The following is a 23,742-nucleotide window of genomic DNA, read 5'->3' on the forward strand; positions in this document are numbered from 1 at the left end:
AATTTATTGACCTAATGATGGATGAGGTCAAAGTGAATTTTTCAAAAGTTATCGTGAGTTAAGAAAATTCCAAAAATTGTGGCTATATTGTCTGCAATCATCGAATTATCAAAATGAACGGATACAATAGAGATATTACTAATTTTGTAACTAATAAGGGCGCCTATGAAGCTAACATATAAGTTTTTATTAGCAGCAATAGCTATTTGCCTCATTATTATTGCATCAATAGTATCGTTAAGCTGGTCTGAGAAGCCAACCAAACACGCAACAGTGCTGTCTATTGAACCTATCAAATCACATCGGCTGATTGAGCATGAAAATTGTTCGTTCATGGGGGTGCTAGATGGGTTTAATCAAGCATATTTATCACGTTACCATCCAGCACAAAGTGAATGTAAGATGGTATTTATGATCCAAACATTACAAAGTCAGTCTTTGCCTAAATTAGTGGATCGTGAATATCGTAGCTGTGTCATTACTGAGAAAGTCGAACAAATCATTGTGGGTTATGATGTGGTGTATCGTATTGGTAATACGCTAGGTAAAGTGCGCACAGCATACGAGCCGGGGCTATTGATACCTCTTGATCAAAAAGGTCGTTTAGATTTAAGTGCTTCTAGTAATGAACTTTGTGACGTTGCTCGTAGCGACGCTAATGCACTAATACCTTTTTATTGTGTCAAAAATGATGAAAAAGTATCAAACACATTCAATAACGCTGTTGAGATTTATCCTGGAAAGAATACGTACGCCTATTTTGATTAATATTTATTGAAACAACCTCCAGAGAAGGCTCAACTGAAGGTTGTTTCAAGGCATTTGAGCAGAGAATTAATCGATTAAGTTATCCGCAAAGTCATTTAATAACTGTTTGATAAATTCAATACGAGCATGTCTATCATTTAAATCGTGAACAAATTTGAGTCTCACAGGCCCATCGAGGCGGAACGTTTTAGGTTGATTCTGTAATAAACTGATTAAGAAGTTTGGCGACACTTTATTTTTCTCGCCAAATTCAATAAATCCACCTTGCTCATGAGCTTCTATACGCTTAATACCCAATTTTTCTGCTTCAAGCCTAATGGCTGCACTCGCCAGTAAAAAGCGCCCAGCATCGGGTAACATGCCAAAACGGTCCACTAACTCTGTACGCAGCTCGCTTAACTCCCTTTCATCACTCGCACTTGCTATACGTTTATAGAATGATAAGCGAATATTGACATCATGAATGTAATCATCAGGCAGTAGCACGGGCATGCGTAATTCGACTTCCGTTTGCTGATTCACGAGATCTTCCAATGAAGGCTCTCGTCCGTCTTTTAATGCATCTACCGCATTCTCTAATAACTCCATGTACAGTGTAAAACCGATTGTGGTCATTTGGCCGCTTTGCTCTTCACCAAGTAATTCACCGGCTCCTCGAATTTCAAGATCATGAGTTGCTAGTGCGAAACCAGCGCCGAGATCTTCAAGTGAAGAGATTGCCTCTAAACGCTTATGGGCATCAGTTGTCATGGCTTTAGGATGCGGGGTCAACAAATAAGCGTAAGCTTGGTGGTGAGAACGACCTACACGACCACGTAATTGGTGCAGCTGTGCTAGTCCAAAGTGATCAGCACGCTCGATAATGATTGTATTTGCCGTTGGAATATCGATACCTGTTTCAATGATCGTAGTACAAATTAAGACATTGAAACGTTGATGGTGGAAATCACTCATCACGCGTTCAAGCTCACGTTCGCGCATTTGACCGTGGCCAACCACAAAGCGCGCTTCTGGAACCAATTCTTCAAGGCGTTTTTTGGCTTTTTCAATATTTTCGACATCATTGTATAAATAGTAGACTTGTCCACCACGTAATGTTTCACGCAAAATCGCTTCACGAACAACCAGGTCATCATACTGACGCACAAAGGTTTTGACGGCTAAACGGCGAGCTGGCGGTGTCGCAATAATCGATAAGTCTCGCATACCACTCATTGCCATATTCAATGTACGAGGAATCGGTGTTGCGGTTAATGTTAAAATATCGACATCTGCACGCATCGCCTTGATACGTTCTTTATGACGAACACCAAAACGGTGCTCCTCATCCACCACAAGTAAGCCTAAGTCATGCCAGACGATGTCGCTTTGTAGCAATTTATGCGTACCGATCAGAATATCAATTTTCCCTTCCGCAGTTTCCTCAATAATTTGCTGCTGTTCTTTTGCCGTTTTGAAACGGGAAAGCATTTCGATTCTTATTGGCCAATTTGCGAAACGGTCGCGGAAATTATCGAAATGTTGCTGAGCAAGTAGGGTGGTTGGTACAAGTACCGCTACTTGTTTATTGTTGTTGATAGCTAAAAAGGCCGCGCGCATAGCCACTTCGGTTTTACCAAAACCAACATCACCACACACTAGACGATCCATGGCGATAGGTTGGCACATATCGCTAAGGACGGCATTGATAGCCAATTCTTGGTCGGGCGTCGTTTCAAAGGGGAAGCCTTGACAAAACTCTTGGTATTGCTCTTTATCGTGCTTAAATGCAAAGCCAGGCTTGGCTGCACGTTGCGCATAAATATCGAGTAGTTCTGCTGCCACATCACGTACTTTCTCTGCCGCTTTTTGACGGGCTCTGCCCCAACTATCACTGCCAAGACGATGGAGAGGTGCATTTTCATCTGCACCGCCAGAATAACGGCTAATAAGATGTAAAGAGGAAACAGGTACATATAGCTTATCGTTACCTGCATAGGTCAGGATCAAATATTCAGCTTTAATGCCACCGGCTTCTAAGGTGGTCAAACCTTGATAACGTCCAACGCCATGTTCAATGTGTACAACGGGTTGACCAGGACGTAATTCGGCTAAGTTGCGAATGAGCGTATCGGTGTTGATCGTTCGACGGTTATCCGTACGGCGCCGAACAACACGTTCCCCAAGTAAGTCACTTTCACAAATTAAAGCGCGGTGCTGCTGAGGCTGAATAAAGCCATGTTCAGCGGCGCCGACCATAATAGCAAAACGGCTGTCGGATGGACTGGTATAACGGTTAATAATTTCAGGGCGAATTTTTATGCGACCTAATAGTTCAGTCACCGTTTCACGTCGACCTTCACTTTCAACAGAGAAAACCACGGTTCCATCAAAATGTTCAATAAATTGACGGAGCTTTTCCAATGGTTGCTTGCTTTGCCCTTGAGTACTAATGTCGGGTAAAGGTTGATAGTCTAAATTGGTATTCGCTGCTTTATCCGCTAATTTCTCAACCGAAAGTTGAACTCGAGGCCATTGTTTTAATGCTTGGTTAAGTTGTTCGACAGTGAGCCATAAATCGGTTGGCGGTAGCAGAGGACGCATGGGGTCGACACCGCGGCTTTCGAAACGCTGCTGGGTATCTGTTTGGAAACGTTCTGCTGCTTCTTGATAATGTTGCGAAATAAAAAGTGTGTTAGCAGGCAAGTAGTCAAATAGAGAGGGTAGCGGTTGACTGAAAAATAGGGGTTGCCAGTATTCAATACCGGTAGGCAACGTTTTCTTACTTACCTGTTGATAAATATGCTCAGGATCGCGTCTAACTTCAAAACGTTCGCGCCATTGGCTGCGAAAACGCTCAATAGCCTCTTTATCGGTAGGAAATTCGTGTGCGGGTAATAAATTGATGCGTGCTACTTCTTCAAGGGTTCGTTGGCTATCGACATCAAAAGTCCGTAAGCTATCAATTTCATCATCAAAAAAGTCAATTCGATACGGTAAAGTGCTACCCATTGGGAATAAATCGAGTAACGCGCCTCGAGTTGCATATTCCCCATGCTCTAAAACCTGTTCAACGTGACGATAACCTGCTTTATCAAGTTCATCACGCAAGCTATCACGTGAAAGTTTATCGCCTTTCGCCATGACTAGCGCGTGACTAGTTAAAAATTCAGCAGGGCATACCTTTTGCATTAAGGTGTTGACGGGCAGGATCAACACGCCTTTTTGCATTGTCGGTAGGCGATATAAGGTTGATAAACGGTGAGAGATAATTTCTTGGTGTGGTGAAAAATTATCGTAGGGTAATGTTTCCCAATCAGAAAGTATTTCTATCGGTAGTTGGGTAAATTGTTGAATTTCATCGCGTAGGCGCAGTGTGTTCTGCATATCTCTTGTGATGATGACCACAGGCCCTTGATGACGCTCTATCATCTCTCCACATTCAAGCGCACCAGCGGCCCCAATCAAGCATCCTAGATGACGGACATCACCACCGCGCGTAGGGAGTTCATAACGAAATTTTGCAGACATAAAAATATTCGGTTTCTCAATGCATCATGGTTAAACAACCTGTTTTACCCCGTACAATTGTCTGAAAGTAAGACAAACAGGCCGTGCCAATAAGAAAAAAAACCACAAAACCGGGGCCGGGTGGTTCCATTCATCATTCGTACCCTTTATTATCGCTGAACACTTCGCTTTGGCAACAGGGGCGTTACAGATTTCATGTCTCAATCTGTCTCAATATTTATAGGTCTGCGTTATATGCGCGGACGAGCTGTCGATAAATTCGGCCGTTTTGTATCCAGTCTATCAGCGATTGGTATCACGTTAGGGGTCGCTGCACTGATCACCGTGACCTCTGTCATGAATGGGTTCGAACGTTCGTTACAAGATAGCATACTCTCTTACATGCCGCAGGCCGTTTTAACATCGGCTTCAGGGCATATCGATCCTAAAAAATACCCAATAGCGGATTTACAGCATCTACAAGGGGTTAAACATATTACGCCCATTGTTCAGTCGGATGTGGTTTTACAAAGCCGTTCGAATGTTGGGGTAGGCATGATGGTGGGTGTCACGTCAGAGGAAAGGTCACCCTTGTTAGATAATGTAATTGATGGGCAGCGCTCAGAATTGGTCGCGGGGCAGTACCGCGTGTTTTTAGGCCAAAAGTTAGCTGAAAATTTAGGTCTAAAACGGGGTGATGAAGTTCGTTTAATTATACCGGGTGTGAGTCAATTGACGCCAATGGGACGTATTCCCAGCCAGCGTCTATTTACGGTGGCTGGGATATTTCAAACCAATGGGGAAGCGGATGCGAGCGAACTGATTGTGGCACAAGATGATGCGGCAAGAATGATGCGTTACCCGTCAGGGCATATTACTGGCTGGCGATTATTTCTCGATGAACCATTAAAAGTCGACACATTGAGTCAGCAAAGTTTACCCGAAGGATTGGTATGGACTGACTGGCGAGAGCGTAAAGGTGAGTTTTTCCAAGCCGTTAGAATGGAAAAAAACATGATGGGCTTGTTACTAAGCCTGATTATTGCAGTTGCGGCCTTTAATATTATTACATCACTGTCATTACTGGTGATGGAAAAACAAGCGGAAGTCGCCATTTTAAAAACCTTAGGTCTGAAGCGTGGCCGTATTTTGGCCATTTTTATGATCCAAGGGGCAGGTGCAGGAATTGTGGGAACCCTGATAGGCACACTACTGGGTATGCTACTTTCGAGTCAATTGAATATTTTAATGCCTTTATTTGGTATGTTACCAAAAGGCGTTCAATTACCTATCGTGCTTGATTTTTCTGGTATTTTAATTATTGCGATATCCGCAATGCTGATTTCGCTGCTTGCGACGCTTTATCCTTCTTGGCGTGCGGCGGCTGTGCAACCTGCTGAGGCGTTACGTTATGAATAAACAACCACTTCTTGTCTGTGAGCATTTAAGTAAAATCTATCAAGAAGGGACACTATCAACACAAGTATTAAAAGATGTCTGTTTTTCGATGAATGAAGGCGAAATGATGGCCATTGTTGGTAGCTCAGGTTCCGGTAAAAGCACACTACTGCATCTATTAGGGGGTCTAGATACACCGTCAGAAGGTGAGGTGATTTTCCGCGGTCAGCATATTAATCGACTTTCTTCTGATCAACGAGCGGCTATTCGCAATAAAGACTTAGGATTTATCTACCAGTTTCATCATTTGTTACCTGATTTTACGGCATTAGAAAATGTAGCGATGCCACTATTGATTGGTGGCATCAAAAAAGCCGAAGCTTTTGAGCGTGCAACTCATATGCTGGAGGCCGTCGGGCTAGCTCATCGCTCAGGGCATCGTCCTTCTGAGCTTTCAGGAGGCGAACGTCAGCGTGTGGCGATTGCCAGAGCATTGGTGAATCAACCTGCACTGGTACTGGCGGATGAACCAACAGGTAACCTTGATTTGCGTAATGCAGATGCCATTTTTGAATTATTAGGTGAATTGAATAGCACACAAGGTACGGCATTTCTAGTCGTGACCCATGATATGAAATTAGCTCATCGCTTATCTCGCCAGCTAGAAATGCGTGATGGTCATCTACAACAAGATGTTACTCTGGGGGCAGTGTAATGTCTGGATTACCACTGACTTTACTCACTGCGCTACGCTTTAGCCGAGGTCGCCGTCGTACGGGCATGGTATCACTGGTGTCTATTGTCTCAACACTCGGTATTGTGCTTGGTGTGGCAGTACTGATTATTGGCTTGAGCGCCATGAATGGTTTTGAACGCGAATTGAAAAATCGTGTGTTGTCAGTTGTTCCCCATGGGCAAATTTACGCAGTTAAGGCGCCTTATCAAGATTGGCAGTACGCAAATAATGTGATCCGCAATACGCCGGGCGTTAAAGCCGTTAGCCCTTATGTTGGTTTTACAGGCTTGTTAGAGCGAGGAGCTAATCTCAAAGCGATACAAATAATGGGGGTTTCACCAGAAACAGAGTCTGAGGTGAGTGAACTGCCGAATTTTGTTCTCGACGATGCTTGGAAAAATTTTAAGGCTGGGGAACAATCGATTATTTTGGGTCAAGGCGTGGCGAATGCATTGAATGTCGCAGTAGGCGATTGGGTCACTATTATGATCCCCAATACGGATGCGAGTTTAAAAATACAACAACCTAAACGGATCCGTGTTCAGGTTGCCGGTATTTTTCGTTTAAGCGGTTTGCTGGACCATCAACTGGCCTTGATTCCGCTGGTCGATGCCCAAGCGTATTTAGATTATGGCGAGGGTATTACAGGATTTGAAATTAAAGCAGATGATCCGTTTAATGCCGATAAAGTTGTTTATGATGCAGGGTTGAAGACAATGCATCATGTCGTCGTGAAGAGCTGGATTGGCGATTATGGTTACATGTACAACGATATTCAAATGGTGCGCGGTATTATGTATTTAGCCATGATCCTTGTCATCGGCGTTGCATGTTTCAATATCGTTTCAACACTGGTCATGGCAGTGAAGGACAAGAGCAGTGATATTGCGGTATTACGTACACTGGGCGCTAAAGACAGGCAAATTAGAGCGATATTTTTGTGGTACGGTCTGTTAAGTGGATTAGTGGGCTCATGTATTGGTGCGGTACTGGGTGTGGTGATTTCCTTAAATCTAACCACCATCATCAAAGGTCTTGAATATGTGATTGGCCATCCTATTTTATCAGGTGATGTGTATTTTATCGATTTCCTGCCTTCTCAACCGCATCTGTTAGATGTGGTGTATGTGTTGTTGACGACGGTAGTATTAAGCCTAGTCGCTAGTTGGTATCCAGCGCGTAGAGCTAGCAAATTAGACCCTGCACGTATTTTGAGTGGTCAATAAAGCGTAATTCGCTGGGGGAATAGCGCCCCAGCGATGCTTAGCAAGTGATATTGCTCTGTGCAAGTTGGATCTCTTTATAGCTGCGTCGTTCAATCATTGTTTCATTCAAACCGTATTGCTGAGCGAGTCGCAGCATCTGCTGGGTTAATTGGGGAAGCAGATGAGATTCGTTAGTCATAATCGCAAATTCCGCGAACCACCCAATATCGACCAAATAATCAATGGTAATGTGAGCATCACCAAGAAAATAGATACTACGCACTTTACTGGCAGTAAAATAACACTGGTATCCTAAGGTGGTGAGCATCTTTTTGACGTGAGTACAATCCTCAATATCAATCGCTTTACATTCAGAGGCTTCAGGCCCTTTCACTATCCACAGTTTAATTCCTGAAGGGTGCATTTCTCGTACCGACATACTTATACCCTGTTGCGCTAGTTGCTGATCTGGGGTATCAAAAAAGTAGTCAGTTTCCGTATTGTCGGCAGTAAAAAGGTCGGCGCCATTAGCCTTGATAGCGTGTAAAAATTGCTGGTGGTGAGGTAATTTGAACTTAATTTCTGCCTCATATTGCCCAACAAAATGTTTGCTCATTGTTATGCTCATTTATCTATAAATTGAAGATTATTATTCCTCAACAAGAATGATTTTTCATGTCGTAAAATGTGTTTTAAAGGAAGAGCATTGACTCTTCCTTTAATCAAGAGGGTTATTTGCTTTTTTTCATGATCGATTGGTCGAGGTAACCCATGACAAATGCAGAAAGAACAAAGGTTAGATGGATGATGACATACCACATTAACTTATTATCAGGTATATTTTTTGAGTCCATAAACACTTTTAATAAATGAATCGAAGAGATTGCAACGATTGAGGCTGCGACCTTATTTTTTAGCGAGGTGGCATCCATTTTACCTAGCCAGTTCAATTTTTCGCTGCTGTCAGAGATATTAAGTTGAGATACAAAATTTTCGTATCCTGAAAACATTACCATCACGAGCAAACCGCCGACTAATGCCATATCAATTAAAGATAATAAGATCAGAATTAAATCAGGTTCAGGAATAGAAAATATATTGGGGATAACGTGCCACAGCTCTTGGAAAAACTTAATGGTTAACGCTAATAAGGTCAGTGATAGCCCAAAATAGACAGGTGCGAGTAACCAACGTGAAGCATACATCGTTTTTTCAAATAATTTTTCCATGCTAACCTTTTATCTGTGATGAAATAATTAAGACGTGCGTAAAGTGAGGCTATTTTAGCTCGTCTCACTCAAGACTTCGATATTTGATGGTCGATGAAAATACACTATTTTGTAAAAGAGCGTGTTTTCATAATCCTTAATTAAAATTGTCGCTAAACATTCATCCTCACACTTTCTGTTGTTATCTATTGCGTTATACTTACATTCGATTTAGGTTTGAGTCATCAACCTTGTTATTCAAGGTACTGTATGGCATCTGTGCTATAAAGACATGGAAGAAGGAAGTATATCGATGTTGCGTTTTCGTCATAGGCTAAAGAAACTTAAAAAAATTAAAATGTTACGTCGTCAACGAGATCGCAAACGTTTTTTTTACAGTGAAAATAGAATAACCAATATGAAAAATGTGAAAGTAGTCGTATTAACAGGAGCCGGAATTTCAGCCGAATCAGGCATTAAAACGTTTCGTTCCTCCGATGGATTATGGGAAGAACATCGTGTTGAAGATGTTGCAACCCCTGAAGGATTTGCGCGAGACCCTAAATTAGTACAACGTTTTTATAATGAGCGTCGCCGTCAGCTGCAACAAGAAAATATTAAACCAAACCCTGCACATTTTGCATTAGCACAGTTAGAAGCGTTGCTAGGCGATAACTTTCTGCTCGTTACTCAAAATATTGATAATTTACATGAACGTGCGGGCAGCAAACGTATTGTGCATATGCATGGTGAATTATTGAAGGTACGTTGTAGTTGGTCAAATCAAGTCGTGGAATGGAAAGGGGATCTCAGCGTGGAAGAACGCTGCCATTGTTGCCAATTTCCTCAACCACTAAGACCCCATATCGTCTGGTTTGGTGAGATGCCTTTTGGTATGGACCAAATCTACCAATCGCTTGAAGAAGCGACAATTTTTATTGCAATTGGCACATCTGGACATGTTTACCCCGCTGCGGGTTTTGTGCATGAAGCGAGGTTAAATGGGGCACATACCGTTGAGCTTAATCTAGAGCCGAGTCAAGTTGAAAGTGAATTTGAAGAGAAGCATTATGGTCTTGCTAGCCAAGTGGTGGTGGATTACGTTAATCAGCTTATGAGTGAATTGAGTTCGACTCGCGAAAGTCAATGATAAACCCCTGTATGTGAGGGATGCTTCTCCCCCTCACATCATCATGCTTATGAATTTATATTAGACGTTCTCATCTAACATAGCCGGCATGGTAATTTCTTTTACACAGGTTGCATCACTAGTACTTAAGATAAACTTCACCGCATTTAATACGTCTTGTAATGGGATCAGTGCTCCTTCAGTTCGTGAAATAACATCTTCGATAGGCGTTGATAAATCATATTCAGTTGCTAAATAACCGAGGTTTATAACTGAGATAGCGATTTTATCTTGGCGTAGTGTTTCCCTTAACGATTGAACAATACCGCGTAATGCGTATTTTGAAGCAGAGAAAGTCACTTCATGACCATTATGGTTATCCAGACCCCAAGTTGAACCAATTAAAATGATTTTACTCTTTTTTCCAAGACGTAGGTTTGGCAACATTGCTTTAAGGTGCAAGATACAGGCGCTAATATTGGTCTGAATCATATTGACTATTTCAGTGTCTTCTGTTTTTTCAAACAGATATTCATCAGTAAAAGCATGTTTTTCCCAAATACCGACGTTAAAGATGAGACAATCAATGGGCGTATCTTGAAGAATGGTTTTGACAGTTTGCGCTGAATGGTTATCTGCTAAATCAGTTTGAATCCAATGGAAGTTATCGCCAATGAATTGAGGAATTGAACGAGAAACCCCATAAATAGTATCTTGAGCCGTAGGAATACCCTCTATGAGTGCTTTTCCTAATCCTTTACTAACACCATACACTAAAAATGTTTTTTTCATCATTATTCTCTTTATTTTCAACTGATTAAAGCTGTTTAGAAGTTGTTGTGAGTCAATGTAGAGTCTATACAGGTAATAAATAAAGTCATTATCCGTTAATGTGGATGGCAAGTATGTAATTATAGTACAGCTGTGGTTACTGTTAGTATAAATATTTAATGTTCAAATTAATTAAATAACACCTATTAAGTGTCAAATAATTAATGGGAATGAATGATTAATATGTTCAATGTCTTTTTGAGTGGCGACTCTTTAAAATCAATGCATTTTTCATCCAACAAAGTTTTATTGTGGCTTGATTGAAAATATGACTAACACCGCTGTCATTATAATGAAGTAAGTTTTTATTTTAATAAAAGATAAAAATTAATAGGGCTTGAAATAGTACCCTGATATTTTTTATTAATAGATGAATTAAAATGAAATTTATTTTTATAGAGCTCCTTGTCAATATAATGTAGATGTAGGGAAGCGTTTCTTAATCGATAATTATTATATTTTCAATGTGAGCTAATGGGTTGATAAACATTAATCAGCAAGATAGCTAAAAACATTTTAATGGTAACAAGAATAAGGCATATTTAAAAATGGCAATACCGCAAAAACAACAACTATTTTGGTTTTTACCGACGCAGGGAGATGGACGCTACTTAGGAACGTCAAAAGGGGGACGTGCGGTCACTCTAGCGTATTTACAACAGCTCGCGATAGCGGTAGATAATATTGGTTTTCATGGTGTGCTCGTTCCCACAGGAAAGGCATGTGAGGATCCATGGGTAACCGCGGCAGCACTGGTGTCAGTGACACAAAAATTACGATTTTTAGTCGCGGTTAGGCCTGGCTTACAACCACCAAGTCTTGCGGCGCGTATGGCAGCAACACTGGATAGGCTTTCTGGTGGAAGGGTGCTGATAAATGTGGTGGCAAGCGGGGATCCGATAGAAAATAAAGGTGATGGCCTCTTTTTCGATCATCAAGAAAGATATCATATGACGAAAGAGTTCCTTGAAGTTTATAAACCGCTAATGAATGGCCAACAAGTTAATTATCAAGGTGACTATATTCAAGTTGAAAATGCCCATCTACTGTATCCGCCGCTGCAACCTTCAGGACCCGCGCTATATTTAGGAGGCTCATCGGCTGAAGCAATGGAAATTGCCGCAGAATATGTTGATACATACTTAACATGGGGTGAACCATTGGCAGAGGTCGCTGAAAAAATTAATCAGGTTAAGCAACACGCAGCCGATAAAGGTCATTGTCTGGAGTTTGGTATTCGCCTACATGTCATTGTGCGAGAGACTGAACAAGAAGCTATCGATGAAGCCAACAAACTGATTGCCCATCTTGATGATGATACCATTGCACAGGCACAAGCGACCTTTGCACGGATGGACTCGAAGGGGCAGGCTCGTATGCAGGCGCTGCATAAAGGTTCAAGAGAAAATTTATTTATTGCGCCTAATTTATGGGCGGGGATTGGTTTAGTGCGTGTTGGGGCAGGAACGGCACTGGTAGGAGATCCACAACAAATTGTCTCACGCATAAAGGAATACCAAGCTATCGGTATCACCAAATTTATTTTATCGGGTTATCCACACTTAGAAGAAGCTCATCGATTTGCAGAATTGGTCATGCCATTATTAGAGACATCAACAGAGATATTGGCTGCAACATCGACATTAAATGAACAGTCGAAAGGAGAAGCTATTGGGGCACATTCACGTCCGAAATAATCGTCTGTAAATTAATATAAAACGTTAACTGTTTCAACGTATAAGGTATTAGTTATTTCGTTATTTTAAATAGATTAAAATGAAATTTGAATTGAAATAATAATGACAAATTTACCTATTTATCGTCACCAATAGAGAATAACGAGAAAAATAGGTTTATAAAAATTATTCAATAAGGCTATTTTATTATCATCTCTACGATGTTTTTGTCTAAAACGATTTGTGATTAACCGCAAAAGTGATTTGAAACAAGAATTGTTGATACGTTCATCCCCATAATAAGGCAATAAATATTAGGGGGGAATAAAGCATGGATAAACTTTTAGAGCGGTTTTTTGAGTATACCGCTTTTGACACACAATCAAAACTCAACGCAAAAACAGTACCTAGTAGCACAGGGCAATTAAAATTTGCTCGTGCTCTCGTCAATGAATTAAAAATGTTGGGCTTTGAAGACGTCGCGCTTTCTGAGTATGGGTGTGTAACGGCTTGCTTATCCGCCAATGTTGATTGGGAAGTCCCCACCATCGGCTTTATTTCACATTTAGACACGTCACCTGATTTTTCAGGTAAAAATGTGGCTCCACAAGTTTTGGAAAATTATCGTGGTGGTGATATTGCTCTAGGGATTGGTGACGAAGTGTTATCGCCCGTAATGTTTCCGGTCTTACATGAAATGATTGGTAAAACGCTGATCATGACCGATGGCAAGACATTACTGGGCGCTGATGATAAAGCGGGTATTGCAGAGATCATTACGGCTTTAGTTCGTCTTAAAGAGAATAAAATTCCACATGGTAAAATTTGTCTTGCTTTTACGCCTGATGAGGAAATTGGCCGAGGGGCACAACATATTGATTTAAAAGTTTTTGATGCTCGTTGGGCTTATACGGTCGATGGTGGTGCTGTCGGTGAACTCGAATATGAAAATTTTAATGCCGCTAATGTCGCTATAAAAATCGTAGGAAATAACGTTCATCCGGGAACAGCTAAAGGGGTGATGGTGAATGCTTTAGCATTAGCAAATCGTATCCATGCTGAATTACCAAAAGAAGAAACACCTGAAAATACGGAAGGTTATGAGGGTTTTTATCACCTAAACTCAATGAAAGGCTCTGTTGAAAAAGCAGAAATGAATTACCTTATTCGTGATTTTGATAGTCAGGGTGTAATCCCCCCGAAAAATCGCAGCAGTTATTTATAGAAAATTCTATTAAAATAAACTCAAGGAGTTTTCTATGCGTAAATCAAAATTCACTGATAGCCAGATATTGGCAATCATTAAACAAAATGAAAGTGGTATGCCCGTTCCAGAACTCTGCCGAGAACATGGTGTTAGCTCTGCAACATTTTATAAGTGGCGAGCTAAATTCGGCGGTATGGATGCTTCGTTGATGAAGCGAATGAAAGAACTCGAAGACGAAAACCGTCGGCTCAAAAAAATGTATGCGGAAGAACGTCTCAAAGCTGAGATTCGTTTGGAGGCGCTTGAGGGAAAGTTATAAAGCCATCTCATCGTAAGGAGATGGCTAAGGCTGCCGCAATTAAGTATGACATAAGCATTCGCTTTGCTTGCTTGTGCATGAATGTGAGCGAAAGCTGCTTTTACTATCAAAGTAAACTTAATGCTGAAAACGATCAGATTGCTGACTGGCTAATACGCCTAACCGAAAACAAAAAACGTTGGGGGTTTGGTCTATGTTTCTTGTATTTACGCAACGTAAAGGGCTTCGCATGGAACCACAAGCGCGTTTATCGAATTTATTGTGAGTTGGAGCTTAATCTTAGAATTAGGCCTCGCAAACGCTTAAAACGCGATAAGCCTGATGCCCTCAGTGTGCCTGTAGCCATTAACCAAGTATGGTCTATGGATTTTATGTCAGACAGCTTAGCCAGTGGCCGCAGCATTCGAACCTTTAATGTCATTGATGATTTTAATCGTGAATGCTTAGCGATTGATGTTGATTTATCGTTGCCTAGCGCACGAGTTATTCGGTCGTTAGAACAAGTCATCGAGTGGCGCGGTAAACCCAAAGCGATACGATGCGACAACGGACCAGAATATATTTCAGGAGAGCTAATAAACTGGGCAACACGGCAGCAAATTACCTTACTTTATATTCAGCCTGGCAAGCCTACACAAAATGCTTACATTGAACGCTTTAACCGAACAGCTCGTCATGAATGGCTTGATTTAAATATATTTGAGAGCGTTGAGCACGCTCAAGAACTTGCCACACAGTGGCTTTGGACTTATAACAATGAGCGGCCGAATACGGCGATTGGAGGAATACCCCCGAGACAGCGATTACAGGTAGCTTAAACTCTATAAATAGTTACTGTGAAAAGTGGGGGGATTACAAGGGCTTTGAGGCACGTAAGAAAAATATCATTCGTATTGCAGAGAAAGTAGGGCAAGGTCTACATCCCAGCTGTTATATTGAGCTGACGATCGATGATAGTTATTACAACATGCATAAAGAAGTGATGAAACACCCACATGTTATTGAAATTGCTCATCAAGCTATGAAGGATTGTGGTATTGAACCCATTATTCAACCTATTCGTGGCGGTACTGATGGTGCTCAATTATCTTATCGAGGACTGCCTTGCCCGAATATTTTCACGGGTGGCTATAATTTCCATAGTAAACATGAATTTATTACATTAGAAGGCATGGAGAAAGCGGTAGAAGTGATTATGCGTATCGCTGAATTGACTGCGCAAAGAGCAAAAAACGAGCAGTAAATAGCATTGTTACCGTACCTTATGGAGAACATAAGGTACGGTATGATAGAAATATTTAATTAATCATCGAAATACCAATAACCGCTATTGATTAGTGCTGTGATTAACGCAATAAAATTCACATCATCAATAGCATCACCGAGTTGCTGAACGTTAACGGAATCGTAACGGCATAGGCTATCAGCAGCTTCATAGCAAGTTGTTTCTAGGCATTCGCCATTGACAAAAAACTGGTCGCCAACTCGTAGTGCTCTCAACCCATTGAGTTTATATAAGGTCTCTTGCTGAGTTTTGAGAAGGTCATAGATTTCGTCTTGCTCATAAGGTGGTTCCGGTGGTGCAAGATCCAGTTCATGACGTGACTGAGAAATGAATTCACCCAGCCATTTACGGAAAACGTCTGGTTCATGCAGCATAGATTCCATCATTTCCCGTAACTTAATCTGCTCGCCTTGTAAAATCTCGGCAGGGTTATCTCTAAATGACAAGTCTGGGTCACTGTAACGATAACTTCCTAAGTCATTTGAGATCAGATAATCTGCAAAGCTACTCATGAGCTCACGTGTATTCGGCGCTCGGAAACCAACAGAGTAGTTTAATGATGGTTCAATCGCATAACCTTCATGGGGAAATCCAGGTGGAATATACAGAATATCACCCGGCTCCATTTCTTCATCGATGATCGCATCGAATGGTTGAACCTGAAGAAGGTCAGGGTGCGGGCAATGCTGTTTCATCGGCACTTTTTCACCAACACGCCAACGTCTACGGCCTTCACCTTGGATAATGAAGACATCATATTGGTCCAAATGAGGCCCAACACCACCACCCGGCACAGAATAGGAGATCATGAGGTCATCCATTCGCCAATCAGACAAGACTCTAAAAGGCTTCATCAAAGCTGCACTTGGGTGATGCCAATGGTCTACTGCCTGCACTAAAATAGACCAGTTTTCTTCGCCTAAATGCTCATAGCTTTCAAAAGGACCATGAGCCACTTGCCATATGCCCTCATTGTGGCTGACAAGGCGGCTATCAACTTCATCTTCCATCGCTAGTCCCGCGAGTTCGTCAGGCGAGATAGGATCAATAAAACGTGTAAAACCGTTTTTGATGAGTAAAGGGCGTTTCTGCCAATGACTATCGAGAAAACTCTGCCAGTCAAGATTCAGTTTATAATCCATCTTATTGTCCTAGGTTAACATATCTGTTGATAGTATACCTGAATTTGCCACTACGGCAGATGGTAAACAGACACGATGATCACAGATTAACTATCTTCATTGACACTCTGTCGACGGAAAGTCACTTGTACTCTGGCACCGCCAAGTGGGCTATCACTGATCGTGATATTACCGTCATATTGGTCAATAATTTCAAGGGCAATGGATAATCCAAGGCCTTGACCTGGGCGTAACGTATCTACGCGTTGTCCTCGGACGAAAATGATATTACGCTGGCTTTCTGGCACGCCAGGCCCATCATCATCAACAGTAATCACTAAACTATCTTGCCCAACAGCTGCTGTCACCTCGACAAATTCAAGGCAATATTTACACGCATTCTCCATAATATTACCCATGACTTCCATAAAGTCATTTGGTTGGCCTAACCAGGTGATTTCAGGAGAAATATCGACTGTAATCGACACGCCTTTATTTTGATAGACTTTATGTAAAGCACTTGCAAGGCTATCTAACACAGAGGGGACTGAGGTGATTTCGCGTAACATCAGGTTATTATCGCCTTGAGTAGAAGCACGGTGTAAATAGTAACCAACCTGTTGAGAGATACGACCAATCTGTTCTAACATGATAGGCTCTGCTTGCTCAATGGTCATTTGCTTCCCTGTTCGCAGTGAACGCAAAGTCGATTGCAAAACGGCCAAAGGCGTTTTTAAGCTATGTGTTAAATCAGAAAGGGTAGTGCGATATTTGCTATAACGTTTGCGTTCATTAGTCAGCAAGTTATTTAAATTGCGAACTAAGCCACGTAATTCATTTGGTGGGTTTTCATCCAACATTTCACGTTCGCCTTTTTCGAGGCTACTAATTTGTGATACTAAAGATTTTATTGGACGTAAACTCCAATATGCAGCCAGCCAAAGTAGTGGAATCACTAAAATTAAGTTAGCCAGCAGCACATAACCAAACCACTCCCAAACTAAGCCTGTTTTTTGTAAGTCTTGGGGTAACGTATCAACCACAACAATAGTAAGGGGAGGGAGATTTTCTGTTGCGCCATATTGGTTTACTGAAACGGAATGCGTTAATGGCTCATCGTTGTGGTTCATATCATCTAACTTGCTGTTAAATTCCGGATTATTTTGTAACAGCTGGCGTGTTTCACCAATATCGGTATCAATTTCGTACAGGCCTTCTTTTTTTAGCCAATCACGACGAATAAGATTTTCGACATTAGGCACTTCACGTTGTCGCCAAAGTACTTGTCCATTTTCATTATAAATGATGATAAGTGTTGGATTATTCAGTGTGAAATTTGGCGGTACACGAATATCAATTTTGTTATTTTGCCACTGAACTAGGCTATAAATAAGATTACTTTGGCTACGAAGTAAGGTGTATGTGGTTTTATCAAAGCTAATCAGATAGCCTAATATCGCAACGATACCGTAAGAAAGCGTAAGCGCGAGGATAACCGCTGAGGTGGCACATAAAAAACGTGCTCTCAGCGATAAAGGTTTAAGTTTAAATTTTTTTGAACGCATATTAGCCATTCACATCAAAGCGATAGCCTTGTCCACGGACTGTCACTATCACATCTTTTGCGTGGAATTGTTGTATTTTCTTCCGTAACCGCCCCATTAATACATCAATAGTGTGACTCTCACGCAGCTCCGCGTCAGGGTACAGCTGACGCATTAAGGAATCCTTACTGACCACTTTGCCGTTATTGCGGAGCAAGGTTTCAATAATCGTGTATTCAAAAGCAGTTAATTTAACGGACTCACCATTTACCATAAATTCTTTTCTTGATAAATCAATGATAAAGCCATCTAACTCTAAAATTTGAGAGGCAAGTCCACTGTTTCTCCGCATCAATGCTTGCATTCTAGCGACTAGCTCTTCAAGGTGAAAAGGCTTGGTGACATAGTCATCTGCACCACTGTTTAATGCTTGTACTTTCTCTTGCCAGCTTTCACGCGCTGTCAGCACTAAAACAGGGATATTGATTTGTGTGCTACGCCAGCGTTTAATCATGGATAAACCATCTTCATCGGGTAAGCCGAGGTCAACCATTGCAATATCTGGGCGGCTTTCATGTAGAAAATAGTCAGCTTCTTTAGCGTCTTCAGCTGCATCAACTTGATGACCCAGTTCTTTAAGTTGTACAGTTAAGTGGTGACGAAGAAGAGCATTGTCTTCAACGATAAGAATTCGCATCTAAAACCTCATATTAAAGAAGAATTACAGGTTACTTGACGATAGTTATCGCCATAATAGTCGCACTAGAGGGGATATGGTAAAAAGATATGTGCTTTACAACAAGAGATTAAGTAAACCAAAGGCAAACAAAACAGAGATATGTCAAAAAAAGAGAAAAGTAAGCGAAGAATTCTTCGCCTACTTGATTCCACTAAGACTTATTGAAATAAAACGCTATTTTAACTCATCAATAAAAGTGACAGCGTAACCGATGTAATTGGCAGGTGTCATTGCTTTCAAGCGCGTCTTTTCTTCTTCAGGGAGGTCTAATCCATCAATAAACTGTTTCATGCCTTCCGCAGTGACTCGCTTACCGCGTGTTAGCTCTTTTAGCTTTTCATATGGTTTTTCAATACCATAACGGCGCATAACGGTTTGAATTGGCTCAGCCAGAACTTCCCAGTTTTGATCTAACTCATCGAGCAGATGCTGCTCATTAACTTCTAGCTTATTCAAGCCTTTAAGAGTCGATTGGTAGGCAATTAAAGCGTAGCCAAGACCGACGCCAAGGTTACGCAACACCGTAGAATCCGTTAGGTCACGCTGCCAACGCGAAACAGGCAATTTACCAGCAAGGTGGTTAAGTACGGCATTCGCCAAACCTAAATTACCTTCTGAGTTTTCAAAATCAATTGGATTGACTTTATGTGGCATGGTTGAAGAACCGATTTCACCAGCGATTGTCTTTTGCTTGAAGTGATTGAGCGCAATGTAACCCCAAATATCACGATCAAAGTCTAATACGATAGTATTAAAACGAGCGACGCAATCGAATAGTTCAGCGATGTAATCATGAGGCTCAATTTGTGTGGTGAATGGGTTCCATGTGATCCCTAAAGAGGTCACAAAAGTCTCACTAAATTCATGCCAGTTGACTTCAGGATAAGCCGCAATGTGTGCGTTGTAGTTACCTACAGCACCATTGATCTTACCTAAAATTTCCACTTGCTCTAACTGGCGATATTGACGCTCCATACGATAAGCAACATTGGCAAACTCTTTACCAATGGTAGAAGGTGTCGCCGGCTGGCCGTGAGTACGTGAAAGTAGAGGGAGATGACGATATTCATGCGCCATTGCTTTCACTTTATCAATAATTTGACGCCATTGAGGCAGTAACACTTCTTCTCTGGCTGTTTTTAGCATTAATGCATGCGAAAGGTTATTGATATCTTCAGAGGTACAAGCGAAATGGATAAACTCAGAAACGGCGTGCAAGGCGGGGACTTGTGCCACTTTCTCTTTTAGAAAGTATTCAACCGCTTTAACGTCATGGTTGGTGGTACGCTCTATTTCCTTAATACGCATTGCGTCTTTTTCGCAGAAGTTCGCGACTATTTCATCTAGGTAAGCGTTTGCGTCAGCATCAAATGATGGAACTTCTTTGATTTGGGCGGTTGCCGCCAGTTTTTGTAGCCAGCGAACTTCAACCTGAACGCGAAATTTCAGTAAGCCAAACTCACTAAAAATAGTGCGTAGTGCGCTGACTTTATCACCGTAACGGCCGTCAATCGGGGATACAGCGGTCAGTGAGGATAATTCCATTGGTAGCAACTCCAGATTTAAAGGTGAGACAAAATTTCTTTCGCCTGATGACTCAGACGGCTTCGGGAAAACATTAATTGCAGACGGCTTCCCCCAACTTGCTGCCATAATACAGCACTTCGAATACCACACAGCAAGAGCGTTCTGACTTTGGCTTGCACGAGTGAATTTTTTAAAATTTCAGGGGAACCTGTAACTTGTATACGTGGACCGAGTGGACTGATCACATCCACATAAATTCCAGCTAATGCATTAAACACACCTTCAGACATCGGTTCAAAGTAATCCGCTTGGCGCTCGAATTGTTCAATACGTTGTCCAAGTTGGTTCATGGCTTGTTGATCTTTATTGAGACGTCGTTCTAGCACCATGATACTTAACATATAGCGGGTCATTTCGGCAGATAAACCACTACCGCTATTACCGCCTGATAACATGCTGAGCATCGCGCCTAGTCCGACTTTTAGATTCGCAGGGTCGTTACCATAAACATCAATCGTTGAAGATGGATTCATGTTAGTTAAACTGTTGACCATGACTTCAAGGTCATGGTCATTGCAAATACCTTCTTGAGCAAGTTTCTGTACCATGTGACTTGCTTGGCAAATGCCCGCGAGCGCAAGTGTAATATCGCGATAATTTTTAGCCACAATTACTCCTGAATACGGGATTCAATAATACCGCCACCTAAGCATACCTCATCAAGGTAAAACACAGCAGACTGACCTGGGGTAACCGCCGCCACTGGATAGTCGAAAGTGACTTCAACTTTACCTTCATTGAGCGGGGTAACAGTGCAAGGGATGTCTGCTTGGCGATAGCGCGTTTTAACAACACAGCGTAGTGTTTGTGTTAATGGCTCTCTATCAACCCAGTCTAATTGTTGTGCGATCAGTCCTGTAGACATTAGTCTTGGGTGCTCATGGCCTTGCGCAACAATCAGCTGATTATTTTCAACATCTTTATCGACGACATACCAAGGTTCATCTGAACCTTCTTTTGTTCCACCAATACCAAGTCCTTTACGCTGACCGAGCGTGTGGTACATCAATCCTTCATGCTCGCCGATGGTTTCACCTTCAACAGTAACAATAGGACCTGGCTGTGCAGGTAAATAACGACCAAGGAAATCACGGAATTTTCGCTCACCAATAAAACAAATACCGGTTGAATCTTTTTTCTTTGCGGTGACCAATCCAATTTCTTCAGCGATACGGCGAACTTCAGGTTTTTCTAATTCGCCAACAGGGAACAGACTTTTACTGATTTGTTCATAGCTGAGTGTATAAAGAAAATAACTTTGATCTTTATTACTATCCAAGCCGCGAAGTAATTGGCTTTTACCATCAACATCACGACGGCGGACATAATGACCAGTTGCAATATAATCTGCACCGAGATCTTCTGCTGCAAATTCAAGAAATGCTTTAAACTTAATTTCTTTGTTGCATAGAATATCTGGATTTGGTGTGCGTCCAGCTTTGTATTCAGACAGGAAATGTTCAAAAACATTATCCCAATATTCTGCCGCGAAATTGATGGTATGAAGTTCAATACCTAATTTATCACAAACGGACTGCGCATCAGCCAAGTCGGTCGCTGCGGAGCAATACTCCTCATCGTCATCTTCTTCCCAGTTTTTCATGAACAGACCAACAACCTGATACCCTTGCTGCTGGAGCAAATAAGCTGAAACGGATGAGTCAACACCACCGGACATACCGACGATGACTTTTTTTTGGCTGTTATCTGACATGTAATACTCTCACTGCGGAAAAATTAAGCCCCATACTTTACCATGTTGTCCCCTTGTTACGCCAGCGTTAGCCAGGGGAATATTCTTATCGCTCGTAACAGATTACATCTTCACCGTATTGAGGCACGCCATTGCCATGACAACATAGCTGGGATGTATCTTTAATCAGCCATCTATAGGCTGTTATTATGGTGGAGAATTGATTATCAATAGTGATCACCAAATGCACCAAGTACATCAAGAGGATAGCTAGTTCCTTCAAGGAAACATCGAATACTTTCAGCAACAAGTGGAGAGCGTAAGCATTGACTTTCAAGAATATCTTGCGCACTAACCCAGTGACAGCAAGAGATATCGCTATCTTGAGGTTGAGTTTCACACTGTTCAGTCAGCGCTAAAGAAAAGAGAAAACGTATAAACGGTGTCTCATCAGGCGCAATCCATTGATGAATTTTAATGAGCCTTTGAGGCTGTCCCTTGATCCCTGTTTCTTCGAACAGCTCGCGTTCAGCAGCAGCGAGTAGCGTTTCATTCGCTTCTAAATGACCGGCTGGTTGATTCCATGTCGCTTTACCATTAACTAGCTCTTCAACAACTAAAAATTTATCGTTTACATGGACAATTGTTGCAACGGTAACGTGAGGTTTAAACAAGAGTGATCTCCTTCCATTCGCCTGGCAATAAATTATTCAGTGTATATTCACCGATCTGGTAACGGACCAATCGTAAAGTCGGGAAGCCAATATTTGCGGTCATTCGCCTGACTTGGCGATTTCGCCCCTCATTAAGCGTGATTTTTAACCAACTTGTTGGAATGTGTTTTCGTTCACGGATAGGGGGCGTTCTTGGCCATAACCAACTTGGCTCATCGACTAACTCGATACCTGCGGGGCGAGTTGGTCCGTCATTGAGCACTAAACCGCGACGAAACTTTTCTAGCGAGGTTTCGTCAGGAATGCCTTCAACTTGTGCATAATAAATTTTATGCGTATTTTTGTGTGGCTGCGTTAAGTGCGCTTGCAATTTTCCATCATTGGTCAAAATTAAGAGGCCTTCACTGTCACGATCTAATCGACCAGCCGCATAAACGCCTGTAATAGGAATATATTTTTTTAAGGTATCTCGGCCTTGCTCATCGGTAAATTGAGGGAGCACATCAAAGGGCTTATTAAATAAGATGACTTTGCGTGCAACGACTGATTTAGGTTTAGATGAGAATGCATGAGAATGATTAGAGGCTGGTTTGCGAACAAACTTACGTTGACTTTTTTTATTGGCTGGAGGCTTTGCTTTATGATTCGCTATGGGCATGGGAACTCATTTTAACCGATTAATATTGTATTAATAAAACTCAGACCAGCATTCTACTGACTGATTTTTTTAGTCTAGTTGATTTTCACACAAAATGACACCGGGATAAGCGTGAGCGAAGCAAAACTAAAATACAGGGCTAATTCAAGCAGTAAAATCATAATAGGATACGATAAGTTAATAAGCAAAGAATAACGCTATGGTATTTATTTCAGTATTATCAACCGCATGAGGACACGCCATTTCACTTATCCTTGTAGGATTTTTATTAGGTATTCACCAAATTAGCCACAGTTAACGAGCAGAAAACGGTGGATACTTAATCCATCTATTTAAAAAACGTCATTGTCAGCAGCTGTAGATTGATGCGATGTTATTTCCGTTAATCGATAAATAACGGTTTACAGTAATTTGCTATTTTCGGAGCAATGTACTCACAAAATATCGTTGTTTCTCTATCATTTTGAGGGGGTAA

19 protein-coding genes and 2 pseudogenes are annotated in these 23,742 nt (G+C 41.6%); 9 read left to right on the forward strand and 12 right to left on the reverse strand.

The window, feature by feature from the left end; translation table 11 throughout:
- Nucleotides 1-165 precede the first annotated feature (165 nt).
- The gene (umoD, locus tag M1F03_RS08915; protein ID WP_154623830.1) at nt 166-768 is read left to right on the forward strand and encodes a UmoD family flagellar biogenesis regulator; all 603 of its coding nucleotides are present in this window, start codon (nt 166-168) and stop codon (nt 766-768) included.
- Between the two features lie 66 nt (nt 769-834).
- Here umoD and mfd read toward each other — a convergent pair whose 3' ends face one another.
- Nucleotides 835-4,278, reverse strand: a complete 3,444-nt coding sequence (mfd, locus tag M1F03_RS08920; protein WP_154623831.1) for a transcription-repair coupling factor — start codon at nt 4,276-4,278, stop codon at nt 835-837.
- Nucleotides 4,279-4,473: 195 nt separating this feature from the next.
- Here mfd and lolC point away from each other — a divergent pair, with 195 nt between their 5' ends.
- From lolC to lolE, 3 genes are read left to right on the forward strand one after another with little or no spacing between them, the layout of a single operon-like run.
- Nucleotides 4,474-5,676 (forward strand): lipoprotein-releasing ABC transporter permease subunit LolC, encoded by a 1,203-nt coding sequence (lolC, locus tag M1F03_RS08925; protein ID WP_250000392.1) that lies wholly within the window; start codon nt 4,474-4,476, stop codon nt 5,674-5,676.
- Nucleotides 5,669-6,370 carry a lipoprotein-releasing ABC transporter ATP-binding protein LolD gene (lolD, locus tag M1F03_RS08930; RefSeq protein ID WP_154623833.1) on the forward strand — a complete coding sequence of 234 codons (702 nt, stop codon included), beginning with the start codon at nt 5,669-5,671 and terminating at the stop codon, nt 6,368-6,370. Before lolC ends, lolD begins: the two co-directional genes overlap by 8 nt.
- Nucleotides 6,370-7,617: a lipoprotein-releasing ABC transporter permease subunit LolE gene (gene lolE, locus M1F03_RS08935; protein ID WP_318840127.1), complete on the forward strand. Its 1,248-nt coding sequence runs from the start codon at nt 6,370-6,372 to the stop codon at nt 7,615-7,617. The genes lolD and lolE overlap by 1 nt, the downstream gene beginning before the upstream one ends.
- Before the next feature lie 37 nt (nt 7,618-7,654).
- On the opposite strand, the gene M1F03_RS08940 is transcribed toward lolE, so the two are convergent.
- Both M1F03_RS08940 and M1F03_RS08945 read right to left on the reverse strand, forming a co-directional pair.
- The gene (locus M1F03_RS08940; RefSeq protein WP_250000394.1) at nt 7,655-8,212 is read right to left on the reverse strand and encodes a class IV adenylate cyclase; all 558 of its coding nucleotides are present in this window, start codon (nt 8,210-8,212) and stop codon (nt 7,655-7,657) included.
- A 115-nt stretch (nt 8,213-8,327) separates the two neighbouring features.
- Nucleotides 8,328-8,825: a TIGR00645 family protein gene (locus M1F03_RS08945; protein WP_154623836.1), complete on the reverse strand. Its 498-nt coding sequence runs from the start codon at nt 8,823-8,825 to the stop codon at nt 8,328-8,330.
- Nucleotides 8,826-9,120: 295 nt separating this feature from the next.
- Here M1F03_RS08945 and cobB point away from each other — a divergent pair, with 295 nt between their 5' ends.
- Nucleotides 9,121-9,954, forward strand: coding sequence for a Sir2 family NAD+-dependent deacetylase (cobB, locus tag M1F03_RS08950; RefSeq protein WP_195848174.1), 834 nt, complete (start codon nt 9,121-9,123; stop codon nt 9,952-9,954).
- 60 nt (nt 9,955-10,014) lie between these two features.
- Here cobB and M1F03_RS08955 read toward each other — a convergent pair whose 3' ends face one another.
- Nucleotides 10,015-10,725, reverse strand: coding sequence for an SDR family NAD(P)-dependent oxidoreductase (locus M1F03_RS08955; RefSeq protein WP_154623838.1), 711 nt, complete (start codon nt 10,723-10,725; stop codon nt 10,015-10,017).
- A gap of 587 nt (nt 10,726-11,312) precedes the next feature.
- Here M1F03_RS08955 and ssuD point away from each other — a divergent pair.
- The 4 genes and pseudogenes from ssuD to M1F03_RS08975 all read left to right on the forward strand — a co-directional run.
- On the forward strand, nt 11,313-12,461 hold the full coding sequence (gene ssuD, locus M1F03_RS08960; protein WP_251464058.1) for an FMNH2-dependent alkanesulfonate monooxygenase: 1,149 nt from the start codon (nt 11,313-11,315) through the stop codon (nt 12,459-12,461).
- Nucleotides 12,462-12,771: 310 nt separating this feature from the next.
- Nucleotides 12,772-13,620 (forward strand): annotated as a pseudogene (gene pepT, locus M1F03_RS08965) (peptidase T); the annotation flags it as partial.
- Nucleotides 13,621-13,699: 79 nt separating this feature from the next.
- A protein-coding gene (locus tag M1F03_RS08970) for an IS3 family transposase (RefSeq protein WP_374195714.1) occupies nt 13,700-14,784 on the forward strand; the annotation gives its coding sequence in 2 pieces (ribosomal slippage) (nt 13,700-13,961 and nt 13,961-14,784; 1,086 coding nt in all).
- Between the two features lie 32 nt (nt 14,785-14,816).
- Nucleotides 14,817-15,209, forward strand: a pseudogene (locus tag M1F03_RS08975) (M20/M25/M40 family metallo-hydrolase); the annotation flags it as partial.
- Nucleotides 15,210-15,268: 59 nt separating this feature from the next.
- Here M1F03_RS08975 and M1F03_RS08980 read toward each other — a convergent pair.
- The 8 genes from M1F03_RS08980 to rluE form a co-directional block, all read right to left on the reverse strand.
- Nucleotides 15,269-16,393, reverse strand: a complete 1,125-nt coding sequence (locus M1F03_RS08980; protein WP_163861383.1) for a cupin domain-containing protein — start codon at nt 16,391-16,393, stop codon at nt 15,269-15,271.
- Nucleotides 16,394-16,479: 86 nt separating this feature from the next.
- On the reverse strand, nt 16,480-17,937 hold the full coding sequence (gene phoQ, locus M1F03_RS08985) for a two-component system sensor histidine kinase PhoQ (protein WP_196713177.1): 1,458 nt from the start codon (nt 17,935-17,937) through the stop codon (nt 16,480-16,482).
- A gap of 1 nt (nt 17,938) precedes the next feature.
- Complete coding sequence (phoP, locus tag M1F03_RS08990; RefSeq protein WP_251464060.1) at nt 17,939-18,613, reverse strand: two-component system response regulator PhoP; 675 nt, start codon at nt 18,611-18,613, stop codon at nt 17,939-17,941.
- 216 nt (nt 18,614-18,829) lie between these two features.
- On the reverse strand, nt 18,830-20,200 hold the full coding sequence (gene purB / locus M1F03_RS08995) for an adenylosuccinate lyase (RefSeq protein WP_163861388.1): 1,371 nt from the start codon (nt 20,198-20,200) through the stop codon (nt 18,830-18,832).
- A gap of 17 nt (nt 20,201-20,217) precedes the next feature.
- Nucleotides 20,218-20,850 carry a high frequency lysogenization protein HflD gene (hflD, locus tag M1F03_RS09000; protein ID WP_163861391.1) on the reverse strand — a complete coding sequence of 211 codons (633 nt, stop codon included), beginning with the start codon at nt 20,848-20,850 and terminating at the stop codon, nt 20,218-20,220.
- 2 nt (nt 20,851-20,852) lie between these two features.
- Nucleotides 20,853-21,956: a tRNA 2-thiouridine(34) synthase MnmA gene (gene mnmA / locus M1F03_RS09005; protein WP_154624136.1), complete on the reverse strand. Its 1,104-nt coding sequence runs from the start codon at nt 21,954-21,956 to the stop codon at nt 20,853-20,855.
- Between the two features lie 206 nt (nt 21,957-22,162).
- On the reverse strand, nt 22,163-22,609 hold the full coding sequence (locus tag M1F03_RS09010) for an NUDIX domain-containing protein (protein ID WP_251464061.1): 447 nt from the start codon (nt 22,607-22,609) through the stop codon (nt 22,163-22,165).
- Nucleotides 22,602-23,267 carry a 23S rRNA pseudouridine(2457) synthase RluE gene (rluE, locus tag M1F03_RS09015; RefSeq protein WP_154624134.1) on the reverse strand — a complete coding sequence of 222 codons (666 nt, stop codon included), beginning with the start codon at nt 23,265-23,267 and terminating at the stop codon, nt 22,602-22,604. Before rluE ends, M1F03_RS09010 begins: the two co-directional genes overlap by 8 nt.
- Nucleotides 23,268-23,742: the final 475 nt, after the last annotated feature.

The sequence above is a fragment of the Providencia sp. PROV080 genome (assembly GCF_033688105.1).
Taxonomy (GTDB): domain Bacteria; phylum Pseudomonadota; class Gammaproteobacteria; order Enterobacterales; family Enterobacteriaceae; genus Providencia; species Providencia zhejiangensis.

Excerpts from the sequence above, each read along its gene's own strand:
- ssuD (WP_251464058.1), top strand. The coding sequence starts at position 11,313 with ATGGCAATACCGCAAAAACAACAACTATTTTGGTTTTTACCGACGCAG.
- mfd (WP_154623831.1), bottom strand. The coding sequence starts at position 4,278 with ATGTCTGCAAAATTTCGTTATGAACTCCCTACGCGCGGTGGTGATGTC.
- rluE (WP_154624134.1), bottom strand. The coding sequence starts at position 23,267 with ATGCCCATAGCGAATCATAAAGCAAAGCCTCCAGCCAATAAAAAAAGT.
- mnmA (WP_154624136.1), bottom strand. The coding sequence starts at position 21,956 with ATGTCAGATAACAGCCAAAAAAAAGTCATCGTCGGTATGTCCGGTGGT.
- purB (WP_163861388.1), bottom strand. The coding sequence starts at position 20,200 with ATGGAATTATCCTCACTGACCGCTGTATCCCCGATTGACGGCCGTTAC.
- M1F03_RS08980 (WP_163861383.1), bottom strand. The coding sequence starts at position 16,393 with ATGGATTATAAACTGAATCTTGACTGGCAGAGTTTTCTCGATAGTCAT.
- umoD (WP_154623830.1), top strand. The coding sequence starts at position 166 with ATGAAGCTAACATATAAGTTTTTATTAGCAGCAATAGCTATTTGCCTC.
- phoQ (WP_196713177.1), bottom strand. The coding sequence starts at position 17,937 with ATGCGTTCAAAAAAATTTAAACTTAAACCTTTATCGCTGAGAGCACGT.
- M1F03_RS08955 (WP_154623838.1), bottom strand. The coding sequence starts at position 10,725 with ATGAAAAAAACATTTTTAGTGTATGGTGTTAGTAAAGGATTAGGAAAA.
- phoP (WP_251464060.1), bottom strand. The coding sequence starts at position 18,613 with ATGCGAATTCTTATCGTTGAAGACAATGCTCTTCTTCGTCACCACTTA.
- M1F03_RS08945 (WP_154623836.1), bottom strand. The coding sequence starts at position 8,825 with ATGGAAAAATTATTTGAAAAAACGATGTATGCTTCACGTTGGTTACTC.
- lolE (WP_318840127.1), top strand. The coding sequence starts at position 6,370 with ATGTCTGGATTACCACTGACTTTACTCACTGCGCTACGCTTTAGCCGA.
- lolC (WP_250000392.1), top strand. The coding sequence starts at position 4,474 with ATGTCTCAATCTGTCTCAATATTTATAGGTCTGCGTTATATGCGCGGA.
- M1F03_RS08940 (WP_250000394.1), bottom strand. The coding sequence starts at position 8,212 with ATGAGCAAACATTTTGTTGGGCAATATGAGGCAGAAATTAAGTTCAAA.
- lolD (WP_154623833.1), top strand. The coding sequence starts at position 5,669 with ATGAATAAACAACCACTTCTTGTCTGTGAGCATTTAAGTAAAATCTAT.